This is a genomic window from Paraburkholderia diazotrophica, from assembly GCF_038900755.1.
GTDB classification, from domain to species: domain Bacteria; phylum Pseudomonadota; class Gammaproteobacteria; order Burkholderiales; family Burkholderiaceae; genus Paraburkholderia; species Paraburkholderia diazotrophica_A.
In genome coordinates this window covers 791,131-803,628 of the sequence record NZ_JBBPEN010000001.1, presented here as the reverse complement: position 1 = coordinate 803,628, position 12,498 = coordinate 791,131, and the positions used below count along the sequence as shown (strand labels likewise).

The 12,498-nt window shown below is 61.1% G+C and carries 9 protein-coding genes; 5 read left to right on the top strand and 4 right to left on the bottom strand.

Annotation, left to right across the window (positions count from 1 at the left end; translation table 11 throughout):
• Positions 1-10: 10 nt before the first annotated feature.
• From AABE10_RS03720 to AABE10_RS03710, 3 genes are all read right to left on the bottom strand, one after another.
• Positions 11-892, bottom strand: coding sequence for a glycine betaine ABC transporter substrate-binding protein (locus tag AABE10_RS03720; RefSeq protein ID WP_342931916.1), 882 nt, complete (start codon positions 890-892; stop codon positions 11-13).
• Between the two features lie 71 nt (positions 893-963).
• Positions 964-1,845 carry a proline/glycine betaine ABC transporter permease gene (locus AABE10_RS03715; protein WP_342931915.1) on the bottom strand — a complete coding sequence of 294 codons (882 nt, stop codon included), beginning with the start codon at positions 1,843-1,845 and terminating at the stop codon, positions 964-966.
• Positions 1,842-3,131: a glycine betaine/L-proline ABC transporter ATP-binding protein gene (locus AABE10_RS03710; RefSeq protein ID WP_342931914.1), complete on the bottom strand. Its 1,290-nt coding sequence runs from the start codon at positions 3,129-3,131 to the stop codon at positions 1,842-1,844. Before AABE10_RS03710 ends, AABE10_RS03715 begins: the two co-directional genes overlap by 4 nt.
• A 1,486-nt stretch (positions 3,132-4,617) precedes the next feature.
• Between AABE10_RS03710 and AABE10_RS03705 the strand changes: the two genes are divergently transcribed.
• The 5 genes from AABE10_RS03705 (at position 4,618) to AABE10_RS03685 (ending at position 11,718) form a co-directional block, all read left to right on the top strand.
• Entirely contained in the window at positions 4,618-7,404 is a 2,787-nt protein-coding gene (locus AABE10_RS03705) for a bifunctional YncE family protein/alkaline phosphatase family protein (RefSeq protein ID WP_342931913.1), read from the top strand.
• A 211-nt stretch (positions 7,405-7,615) separates the two neighbouring features.
• Positions 7,616-9,796 carry a TonB-dependent receptor gene (locus AABE10_RS03700; protein ID WP_342931912.1) on the top strand — a complete coding sequence of 727 codons (2,181 nt, stop codon included), beginning with the start codon at positions 7,616-7,618 and terminating at the stop codon, positions 9,794-9,796.
• 12 nt (positions 9,797-9,808) lie between these two features.
• On the top strand, positions 9,809-10,507 hold the full coding sequence (locus AABE10_RS03695; RefSeq protein ID WP_342931911.1) for a MotA/TolQ/ExbB proton channel family protein: 699 nt from the start codon (positions 9,809-9,811) through the stop codon (positions 10,505-10,507).
• A gap of 1 nt (position 10,508) precedes the next feature.
• Positions 10,509-10,910 carry a biopolymer transporter ExbD gene (locus AABE10_RS03690; RefSeq protein ID WP_342931910.1) on the top strand — a complete coding sequence of 134 codons (402 nt, stop codon included), beginning with the start codon at positions 10,509-10,511 and terminating at the stop codon, positions 10,908-10,910.
• 1 nt (position 10,911) lies between these two features.
• Positions 10,912-11,718: a TonB family protein gene (locus AABE10_RS03685; protein ID WP_342931909.1), complete on the top strand. Its 807-nt coding sequence runs from the start codon at positions 10,912-10,914 to the stop codon at positions 11,716-11,718.
• 346 nt (positions 11,719-12,064) lie between these two features.
• On the opposite strand, the gene AABE10_RS03680 is transcribed toward AABE10_RS03685, so the two are convergent.
• Positions 12,065-12,475, bottom strand: a complete 411-nt coding sequence (locus AABE10_RS03680) for a type II secretion system protein N (protein ID WP_342931908.1) — start codon at positions 12,473-12,475, stop codon at positions 12,065-12,067.
• Between the last annotated feature and the right edge of the window lie 23 nt (positions 12,476-12,498).

The window sequence follows — 12,498 nt, the reverse complement described above, 5'->3', positions numbered from 1 at the left end:
CATCCCCGGCCTATTGCTGCAACCAGGCCTTCACCTTGTCCGGGTGTGCGTCGACGAATTTCTTCGCTGCTGTCGCGTAGTCGTTCGTGGAATTGCCCTCGTATTCGATGGATTCGACGTCAGCGAGCGTCAGCTTGAAATGCTTGAAGAAGACGTCTGCACGGGGAAATTTGGTCGCGAACTGTTTCGACGCGAACGCGTGAACCTGCTCCTCGCCACCTAGCGTGCCCTTGGGGTCCTTGAGATAACGCATCTGCCATTTCTGGAAGAGCCAGTGGGGGCTCCAGACCGTGGCGACGATCCATTGCTTCGACTGATAGGCGCGCGAAACGCCTGCGAGCATGCCGGCTTCGCTTGACGATTGCAGGTTGTAGCCGTTCAGGTCGTATGCCTTGATCGTCTTTTCGGACGCCTGCATCAGACCGCCGCCGGGCTCTATGCCTTGAATGGTGCCGTTCAGCTTGCTCTTGACATCCGGCTTTTCCAGATCGGAAATCGACGCGACCTGCGATTCGGGTATGTACGCCGGCACTGCCCAACCGTTCTTGCCGCCCGTATAGATAACGCCGACGTCATCCATATCGTTCTTGTATCGCGCGTAATACGCTGCGTGAGTCACCGGCAGCCATCCGCCAACCATGATGTCCAGATCACCGCGAGCCACGCCCTGATACTGGATGCCGATATCGGCCTGCACGAATTGAACCGGCTGCTTGAGATTGTTCTCGAGAACGTACTTCGCGACATTGGCTACGGCCAGAACGTCGGCCCAGTTCGTGACTGCAATCTTGATCGGTTCGGCGGCGACAGCGGAGCCGGCACCGACACTCATGGCGACGACCGTCGACATCGCGATGCTCGCAATGAGCGATTTAAATAAATTGCGCTTCATATAGCACTCCTACTTGATTATCGGATTAGTTGAAAATTGACTGCCGCTGCGATGTTCTACAAATTCGTCATTCAGGTTCGTGCTGCGGCACGTGGGCCCGTCTTCGCCGTGCGTGCGCCGGGTCTGGCTTTCTTTGCCTTCACACCGAAACTTTCCGTCAACCGGTCGAGCACGATGGCGAGCAACACAACACCGAGACCACCCTCGAAACCAATCCCGATATCGAGGCGTTGAATGCCGCTCAACACATATTCGCCAAGGCCGCCCGCACCAATCATCGACGCCACCACGACCATCGAAAGCGCCATCATGATGGTCTGATTCACGCCGGCCATGATCGATGGCAGCGCGTTCGGCAACTGGATTTTCCAGAGAAGCTGCGAATCGGTGCTGCCGAACGAGCGGCCCGCTTCCAGCAACTCCTCGCGCACCTGCTTGATGCCCAGCGTCGTGAGGCGCACGACTGGCGGCATCGCGAACACAATGGTTGCAATCACCGCCGGAACGCGGCCCAGCCCGAACAGAATGACGGCGGGAATCAGATAGACGAATGCCGGCATCGTCTGCATGAAATCGAGCAGCGAGCGCAAAATCACTTCCACCCGTTTGTTTCGTGCGCCCCAGATACCAAGCGGCACGCCGATTACAAGGCTGAAGAAAGTCGCCGCGATCACGAGCGCCAGTGTGGAGACGGTTTGAGCCCACAGGCCCATGTAATGAATGGCCAGAAGAGCAACGCCGACGAAGACCGAAAACACGACACCGCGCCGCCACAACGCAAACGCCATGAGGATGATGAGCATGGCGATGAATGGAATAGAAGCCAACCCATCTTCAAGCAGCTTGACGACGGCACCCAGTGCGGCGGAGAAAGCGTCGAAGCCGCCGCGAAAATGCTGAAAGAGAAAATTGACTGCATTTTCTGCAAACTTTCCGATGACTGACGAATTCATGCTGCTCTCCGTTCCATAACCTGCTTGAGTATTGTCCGGCACGACACTACGCCTGCGAGTTGTCCGGTCGTATCGGTGACGGGGACATCGTGTTCCTGGCTCAATGCAATGGCAGCCAGTTCGTGCAAATCCGCATCCAGCGAAACGGCATTCACGTCGCGAAGCAGCGCTTCCCGAACCGGGTGCGCGCCCGCCTTGTGCAGCGATGCGGGCGTGACACAGCCCTGATACCGGCCCGCGTCATCGCACACATAGCCGCACTCGACGCCGCTATCGATAAGCTGATTGAGGTAGCGCTCTGCGGACGTACCGATGTCACAAGAAATCAGCCCACGGTCTACTTGCGTCATCAGACTCGAAGCTTTAAGGAACCGCGAAACGTCAACGTTGCGGAAGAAGTCCCGCACGTATGAATCGGCCGGCGACTGGATAAGCTCGGCAGGCGTGCCGACCTGGATCAGGCAGCCATCCTTCATGATGCCGATCCGGCCGCCGATCTTGATGGCTTCTTCGATGTCGTGCGAAATAAAGACGATGGTCCGCTGCTCTTCCTTCTGAAGCCGCAGAAGCTCGCTCTGCATTTCAAACCGGATCAGCGGGTCCAATGCCGAGAAAGCCTCGTCCATCAGAAGCACCGAGGGGTTCACCGCAAGCGCGCGTGCAAGGCCGACGCGCTGCTGCATGCCGCCGGACAATTCGCTGGGGAACAGCTTTTCATACGAGCCCAGACCGACTCGCGTGAGCGCGGAACGCGCGATATCGTATCGCTCGGCCTTCTTCAGGCCGGCGACTTCCAGCCCATACGCAATGTTGTCGAGCACCGTGCGGTTGGGCAGAAGCGCGAACGACTGGAACACCATCGCCATCTTCTTGCGGCGGACTTCGCGCAGTTCCGTTGTGGACATGGGGGCGATGTCGCGGCCTTCGAGAACGACCTGGCCGGCAGTGGGTTCGATCAGGCGATTGAGCAGTCGAACCAGCGTCGACTTGCCGGAACCCGAGAGGCCCATGACGACAAAGATCTCACCCGCCTTGACGCTCAGGCTGACGTCATTGACGGCGACCATGTTGCCCGTCTGATCGAAAATTTCATTTCGTCCGAGACCTTGCTTTACGAGCTCAGCGGCGCGCTCGGGCTTTGGTCCGAAGATTTTCGACAGGTTCCGGACCGTGAGAATGTCGGTCCCGGAGACTGCGATGGATTTCGCTACCGGGGAAACATCTTCCGCGTGGATTGCGCCCGGATGGAGCACGCCTTCCGGCGCGAATGTCAGGTTTGGGGCCATTGTGTCATCCCAACTGGCAAGTTCAAGAAATCGAAGCGCGACCTGTAGCCTTCACAAACCCCTGCACCTGAAGGCATCGCTTGCTTTTGCCGGATGCACCTGACCAGTTTCGTTTCGAAGCTGTGGGTGTTTGGGCGCGAGACAAACGTCGCGAGGCACTTAAGCCAAACAAGTCACTATTCCGCGCACAAAATGCAGAACATTCGTGCGTCATACGTCGCGCTAGTCGGTGGTTAATGCATGGATTGCAGCGTACCAAGCCAAATTGACGCATCCAGCTACATTTTCTGGGCACTTTTCCATACCTTTGGTAATGCAAAGCGCCTCTGTAGTGCTTCCAGAAAAGCAACGCCGAAAATGAAACTCGCGCTCAGCTCGGCTGGCTGCGGGTTTGCGAGCGACAGCACTCGCCACAGCGCGGCCTTTCACCGCTTCGACTTTCACGCGATCGAGGCCGCCGCATAGGGAATGTCCCAGGTAGGGTCTACGAGAGTACGTCTCGCGGCCCACATGCGATGAGTCGCTGCATCGACATCGCGAACATGCAGCGACTGAGAGCGGGTAGCGGTTTCTGTCTGAGAAGGCCTCAGCAGTTTTTACGCTGGCTTAAGCGGACCCACCAGCATCAGCGAACAATGCGGCCGATGACAATGAACAGAAACCAATGACCGTAATAAACATAAAGCCGTTTCGATTTGTTTATCGCGTGACCTTGCCCAAAATTCAATCAATGCTGAAGATGCTTCGCATTGACATGGAATACCACGGCTAATTAATGTGCAATGCCGGTGTCATTGTTAGCCATAAAAAGAAGGTCTGCGCTTTTTATGACAGCGTCACATTTCCAGTCGACTGCTGTCGCGCGCAATGCTCGAAGAGGGTCGCACACGATCTCGACCTCGCTCCACTACCGATCAGCACCGCTTGCCTCTCATGTGTACCATGCGGCAGTCGCATACGACGCCGCGCAACGCCGCGCACGTCGCGGCACAACGCGATCGGCAAAAAAATCGCCGTGCGGCATCACGCCGACCACATCGCGAGAAAAAAGTACGCAAGGCTACATACGCGCGAGGAGCATTGTTCTCGCGAAGCGCACACGCGTTAGTAGCTATCTAACGATTGGACGCCATTCCTTTACCAATCGATTTTTCGAAATAGCGAATAACAAATTGCTTACACAACGACTTATTTCGCATTCTTTTTCGGCAACGCGTATTGATTCATGTCTCTGACACGCGCAAACGATAAATTTTGCTGGCTGAGGTAGGCAGACACTTCAGCACAGACAGCTCCAATTACAGAACAGGGGTAACAGAACAGATCTCGCAAGTTCAGGACAGGAGCAAATATTTCAATTCTGATTGTCTTCTGGAGATAGGAAATGAAAAAACGTAGCCTGATTCAGTCTGGCATTACATTAGGATTACTGACTGGCTCAATACTCTTCCCCACCCTTCATGCAGTAGCAGCACCTCAAAGCAACATGGAACTGCTGCCGACCGGGCAGTTCATCTCCCCGAAAGCAATTCCGGGCGCAGTCCAGCAGTTGTTGAACCCGCAACTTTCGGCCAAGCCGAGCCAGGTGGTCAGCGGCGCCATCAAGTCGCAACTCAGCCCGGACGGCAACACGCTGGCAGTGATCACCGCCGGCTACAACACGGTCTACACGGGCGCTAACAACAGCACGTTGGACAAGCCTGACTCCACGCAGTACATCTTCATCTACGACGTGTCGGGCGCGAACAAGGCGACCCCGAAGCTGGTGCAAGCAATTCACCAGAACAACGCGTTCGATGGTCTCGCGTGGAACGGCAACCAGACCCTGTACGGCACGGGTGGTGCTGACGACAAGGTCTACGTGTACAGCCGCGCTTCCGCTGCGCCTTCGGCTCAATGGGCTCAGTCCGCGGCCATCGCGCTGAACCACTCGAAGGGTATCGGTTCGGGCGTGAAGCCGAACGCCGGCGGCCTCGCAGTTTCCGCCGACGGCCGGACGCTCGTCGTAGCCAACAACTACAACGATTCGATCTCCATCATCGACACGGCCTCGAACACGCTCACGTCGGAATACGACCTGCGTCCATTCAACACGTCAGGCCAGCAGGGCGCCGCCGGTGGCGAATATCCATGGGCAGTTTCGCTGAAGGCAGACGGCACCGCGTTCATCTCGTCGGTGCGTGACCGTGAAGTCGTGGTGCTGAACCTGTCGAACCCGGCCTCGCCGCAATTCGTCACGCGCATCCCGGTCAAGGGCAACGCTTACGGCATGACGCTCTCGCCCGATCAGTCGAAGCTCTATGTCGCCGTGTCGAACGCCGACCAGGTCGCCGTCATCGATACCGCCAGCCACCGGGTGGAGAAGACGATCGATATCGCCAGCCAGAACGGCGACGGCAACGACCAGGGCAGCGGCAACAACAAGAAGTACAGCGGCCGCGACACCGTCAACGTGACCGTTTCGAAGGACGGCAAGACGCTGTATGCCGTCAACAACGGCGACAACTCGATTGCCGTGATCTCGCTCGATGGCAACAACGGCTATCACGTCAGCGGCCTGATCCCGACCGCCTATGCGCCGAAGGACATCACGCTGAGCGCCGATGGTTCGCAGATGTACATCATCAACGGCAAGTCGAACACAGGCCCGAACCCGCTCTATACGTCCGGCACGACGGCCCAGTACCAGTTCGGCCTCGAGCAGAGCAGCCTCGTCAGCGCGCCGGTTCCGTCGGGTGATTCGCTCGACCGTCTGACCAGCCAGGTCAACGAAAACAATCACTATTCGGTGAAGATGTCGAATAGCGATCGTGAGACGATGAACTTCCTGCGCTCGCACATCAGGCACGTGATCTACGTCGTGAAGGAAAACCGCACGTTCGACCAGATTCTCGGCGATATCGGCAACGGCGCGAACGGCGATCCGTCGCTGACGATGTACGGCAAGGCCACGACGCCGAACTTCCACAACCTCTCGAACAACTTCGTCACGATCGACAACTTCACCGATCCGGGCGACGGTTCGATGGACGGCTGGTCGTGGGTGCAGCACGCGCACGTCACGCCGACCGAGGAAGTCTCGCAGCAGGAGAACTACGCAGGCGTCAGCCGTGGCATGTCGTATGAATCCGAAGGCAGCAACCGTGGCGTGCCCGTCGGTCTCGCGACGACCGCGATGCGCGATGCGGCGGTGAACGGTGGCTTCACCAGCGCGACGTCGTCGCTGCCGGGCGGCACGGCCAACGCGCTGCCGGGCATCGCCGATGTGACCGTGCCGGACGCGCCGTTCGGCTATCAGAAGGCGAGCATCTACGACGCGGTGCTGCAAGCAGGTGGCTCGGTCCGCAACTACGGCGGCATGGTCAACAACGTCGGCACGATCGGCACGATCGCCAACCCGCTGCTCAACCCGGCCGGTGCCAACAACGTCCAGGCTCACCCGCTCAAGCCGTCGCTCGTGAACCTGACGGACCAGTACTACCGCGGCTTCGATCAGGCCTATCCGGACACGTTCCGCGAGCTCGAATGGAACCGCGAGTTCCAGCAGTACGTCGCGAACGGCCAGCTCCCGTCGTTCGAGTTCGTGCGCATGGGCTCCGACCATACGGGCAGCTTTGCGCAGAACGTCGGCCAGATGGGTTCGGCCGAGCAGCAGGAAGCGGATAACGACTTCGCAGTCGGCAAGCTGGTCGAGACGGTCGCGCACAGCCCGTACGCGAAGGACACGGTGATCGTCGTGGTCGAGGACGACTCGCAAGCCGGTTCCGATCACGTCGACTCGCACCGCTCGACGGCTTACGTCGTCGGCGCGTACGTGAAGAAGCACGCCATCGTCAGCACCGCCTACAGCCAGGTCAACGCGCTTCGTACCATGGAAGATCTGCTCGGTACGCAGCACATGGACCTGAATACGGCGTACGCCAGGCCGATGGCCGACCTCTTCGACACGAAGTCGGACGGTTCGTGGACGTACACGGCCGTTGCTTCGACGATCCTGAAGGGCACGAACGTGGGCAACGTGGCCAGCAGCAACGGCAGCCAGTTTGCTCAGGGCGAGGACATTCATCCGCTGCATGACGCAACGTACTGGGCGAACGCGACGAAGGACTTCGACTTCTCCAAGGAAGATCGTATTGATCCGATGCTGTTCAACCACGTGCAGTGGAAGGGTGTGATGGGTGACAAGCCCTATCCCGTGCCGCACTCGATCTACTCGAAGGTCGCGGCCGACGGCACGAAGACCGTCGCCGCTGCCGACGACGACGACGATTGAGCAACTAGTCGCGTCGTTCCGTTCGGGCGCATTGGGTAGGCCATTGCCTGATGCGCGCGATCCGCAGTAGCCAGTCCCGGCGGGTCGCTGTTCCTCAGAGGACGGCTGCCCGCCGGGATTATCCGCACACGACAATAACCAGCACAGCGTGATGCCAATAAACGTCCCCCGATCGAGAACCGCAATTGCCGTATCGGCGCTATTTGCCGCCTTGTCGTTCGCCCATCTGGCGAAAGCTCAACAAGGGCAGCTTCCGCAAACACAAGCTCAACAGACACAGACTCAACAGACACAGCCTGCGGGCACGCTCGGCGAGATCTCCGTCAACGCCGCGACGACCGCGAGCGCGCCAGACCACAACGTCAACAACCCGTATCAGGTCCCGGGGATCAGCAAGACGGGCACTGCGCTCGGCGACCTGCCGATGAGCGTGGAGGTGATTCCGCGCGGCATTCTCGACGAACAAGGCGTCACGTCGTTGCAGGAAGCGATCCGCAAAGGCAACGTGTCCGGTGTGAACTATGGCGGCACCGATTCGAAAGGCTTCACCGACCACTTCATGATCCGGGGCCTTCAGGCGCAGACCTATGACGACGGCTTCTCGGACGGCGATCAGGTCAACGGCCCGACGCATTCGTTGCTGGGCGTCGAGCGCATCGAAGTGCTCAAGGGACCGGGGTCGGCGCTGCTCGGCAGCGGCCCTCCGGGTGGCTCGATCAACCTGATCCACTACACGCCGTCGGCGCAATTTCACTGGGGCGGCGATATCCAGGCCGGCTCGTTCGGCACCGTCAACGCCAGTGGCTACGTCACCGGTCCTACCGGTATCGACGGACTGAACTATCGCGTGGACGCAGCCGCCGGCCGCTCCGACGGCTATCGCGACCTGGCATCGTGGAACAAGGAAATCCGTCCCGATCTGCAGTGGAAGATCGGCGACCACAAGATCGAATTTTCGATCGACGCGCAAGACTACATGGCGACGCCCGACTCATACGGGATCATCTATCGCAATGGCGCGCCGATCCACAATGTTCCGTTCGACGCCAAATATTCGACGCCATTCGCGAACGCGCACGGCAACTACGTGCGCGCGACGCTCTCGGACGAATGGCGCATCAGCGATTACCTGACGATCAACAATCGTCTGTCGTACATGCATCACACGCTGGACTTCTACAGCAACGGCGACAGCACGCACGCGAAGATCAAGGGCAACACGTTTACCGGCCGCCAGTTGCGCGATGAAAACGACTCGCTCAACACGCTCGACTATCAGCTGGAGCCAGTCTGGAAATTCTCGACAGGCAGCGTCCACCATACGCTGCTGACGGGCTTCGAATACCTGCATCAGGATCTCAACACCGACAAGACGACGGCGGACCTTCCGGATATCGCTAACATCTTCGCGCCCGTGCCGCTGGAAACCTCCATCGCGAGTCTCCACTTTCAGTGCGCGCCCTCTCACTCGTGCCAGAACGATCATGTGACCGCGAACTTCTACAGCCTTTACGCGACCGATCAGGTGGACGTGACGGACAGGTTCAAGATTCGCGCCGGCGTGCGCAAGGACTGGTTCGGTACGTCACTGGCCCTGAACCCGCGGCCCGGCGAGCCGAACCGTACCGCCAACGACGGCATCACGCTGGTTCAGGGCAACACGTATACGCGCAACGACGCGCCGACCAGCTGGAACGCCGGCGTGCTGTACAAGGTCACGCCCTGGATGACGCCGTATTTCGGCGTATCGCGCAGCTACCTCGCGAATTTCAACTCCGAGAACGACGCGTTCTCCATCGGCCCGCCGGAATCGGCGCTGCAATACGAGGCAGGCGTCAAATGGTCGCTCGACGACGGGCGCTACGTGCTCAACACCGCGCTGTTCGACGTGAAGCGGGAACACGTGGCGACCCCGTTCGGCGACGACCAGATCGCATTCGATTCGCAACGCACGCGCGGCGCCGAGGCCTCGCTCGACGCGGATCTCATGCCGAACTGGCACGTGTACGCAAACTTCACCGCGCAGCACGCGCGTGTCACGGATAGCCGGGACACGCCTGGCGCAGTCGGCACGGCCCCGCAGGGCGTGCCCGCTTATATGGCGAACCTGTGGACGACGTATCGCTTCAGGCTCTTCGGAAAGGCGGGCTTTCATGCGGGCGCGGGCATTAACTACATGAGCCGGATGTCGAACGGCTTCGCCAACGGCTACGACTGGGCGCCTGCCTCCCTGATCGAGAACCTGCAGTTCGGTTATGCCGAGCGTCACTGGGGCATCGATCTGAACATCGACAACGTCACGAACCAGCGCTACTACGTCGCGAGCAACGTGGTCGGCGCGTATCTCGGCGCGCCCGTGGCCGCCTACGTCACCCTTCGTGCGGATTTTTGAGGAGGATCGATCATGTCGACGGACATCCTGTTACGCGTCGCCCATCATTCGGGCGGCGTGCTGTATGTGATCGCCGCGCTGCTGTTCGTCTCGCTGACGGTCGTCATCGAACGGCTCTGGTTCCTGCATCGGGTCGCGCGCGACGCGCATGCGGCGCTGGCCGAACTCGACCATCACAAGGCGCTGAACGCGAGCGCGCTCGCGGCTTGGGCCGAACGGCACGACGGCCTGCCGACGGGCAGCGTGATCGCAGCCGCAAGCCGGCTCGCCGGACGCGCCGATCGCGACACGCTCGCTGCGAGCATGGAGGAAGCCGTGATGCGCGAAGCTCCGCGCATCGACCGCTTTCTGTGGGTGCTCGATACCGCCGTCACACTGGCGCCGCTGCTCGGGCTGTTCGGGACGATCATCGGCATGTTCGACGCGTTTCAGGTGCTGTCGAATCCGGGCAACGCGTCAACCCAGGTGACGGGCGGAGTCGCCGAGGCGCTGATCGCCACAGCGTCGGGCCTCTTCGTCGCGATGATCGGGCTCGTGTTCTTCAACGGCCTGCACAACCGCGTGCGAGTCGTCGTTCATCAACTCGATACGCTGAAGACCGCGCTCGTCAATCGGCTGACGAGCGATGTCGCCGAAACCCACATCGCGCGGGAAACAGAAACCGAAATCCGGCGCGGAGTGGTCGGCGCGCTCGCGCGGCAGGGAGCGTGACGTGAAGTACTTTGAGGCGCGCAAGGCGCGCATCGAGATCATTCCGATGATCGACATCATGTTCTTCATGCTGGTGTTTTTCATCATGATCACGCTGCACATGATTCCGAACGCGGGCCTGCGCACGCAGTTGCCGTCGAGCGCGAGCGCGCAGAGCCTGCCGCCGCCGAAGGTCACGGTGACGCTCGCCGCCGACGGCAGCGTGTCGGTCGACGGCCGCACGCTCAGCGCAGCGGATCTGACCGCGCTGCTCGCAAAGCGCCCCGAGCCGACGCATACGGTCGTGACCATTGCGGGCGCGAAGGACGTGCAGTTGCAGAAGCTCATGCGCGTGATGGACGCGTGCCGCGCAGCAGGCGTTACGCAAGTGTCGCTCGCCGCACAGCCGGAAACGGCGGACTGACATGTCGTCGACGCCGACCACCGCGCAGCGCGTGTTGCATGCCGGCTCGCGCAAGCCGCTCTATACGTCGGCTGCGCTCGCGCTCGCCGTCGAGACGCTGCTGCTCGCGGGCGTCGGCGTGTGGCTGATTCGTCCGCACGTCGCCGAGCCGAAACGGCCTGAGCCGATGACGATTACATTGGCACCGCCTGCCGTCGCGGCGCCGAAGCCAGCGCCCATTCCTGCGCCTGTCCCGGCGCCTGTCGCGGCGCCCGTCCCGGTGCCCATCGCCGCGCGAGAAGCGTCCAAGCCGATGCAGAAACCGGCCGTGCAGCCGCCTCGCGTCCCAGTGGCGCATCAGGCGCACGTCGCGCAAGCGACGCCTCCTAAGCTGCAACCGCAGCCGCAGCCAGTTGCGCCACCGCCCGCGCCCACGCCCGTGCCTGTTCCCGCGCCGAACACCGGGCCCGCGCAAAGCGCTGCGCCAACGGAACCCGCGCCCGCGCCGCGTCCAGCGCCCGCCCCCGCTCCCGCCCGCCCCGATGCGAGCTTCGAGGCCGCGCTGCGCGCAGCGATCCAGGCGGCGCTGCGCTATCCGGAATCGGCGCGCATGGAAGGCACAACGGGGCGCACGCTCGTCGCGTTCGTCTATCGCGACGGTGCGGTGTCCGACCTACACGTCGTCACATCCAGCGGCATGGGATTGCTCGACCATGCCGCGCTCGCGGCTGTGCGCGACGCGGCGTGCCCGCCTCCGCCACATGGGCTCGAAGGCAAGAGCCTGCGCGAACAGCTATGGGTCGACTTCACGCTCGACGGCAACGGATAGCGCGTTTCCAGCCGATTGAACCGATAACGCTGCAGCCTTCGTGGAGTCGGTGGATCACACCGTCGGCTTCGAAAGCCTGTCCATGAGAAGAAATCGTATGGCAGTGCGTCGCTTGGCGACACGCTGACGAACCTTATCGAGCCAGTGCCGATTTTGCTGGCGATGCGTGGCCGTGGTGCCGGTGATCGTGCTACCCATGATGCCGCGATGATCGAGCTGAACAACCCGGTGCAGCGACAGCGTGTGTCATGCGGCCATTGCATCGAAGAGATCGCGCCATCGCGTTGATGACCGCACGACGCGGTGTATCGGAGCGAGCGTCACGCCATCACGGCAATGGATGAAATCAGCGCACGTAAATCGTCGGACCGGGCGCGTTCGCGGGCAGGAACACTTCAGTGCGCGCGCCGTTGCGATCGATGACGATCGAGCGCGCACGCACTTCGGCGAGCTTCGCGCCCTGCATGATCGTGCTGCCGAGCGAGACGGCATGCGGCGGCTCGCCGCCCGTGGTGATGATCGCCGCGGCGCCCTCGCCCAGCGCGAGAATGCCGGACAGGTGGATGTCCTGATTCGCGGTGCGCGTAAGCTGGCCGCCGAACAGCGTCGCCGCCTGCTCCGTCGAAACGGGCGCGCGCACGGCGGCCGCGGGCACGGGCGGCGCATGCGACGTGAGCGTGACGACCCAGTAAGTGAGCGTCGCGCAGAACACCGCGAACAGCGCGAGCGATATGAGGCGGATCTGGAGTGCGTTCATGCGTGTCATTGTACGGACTCTCG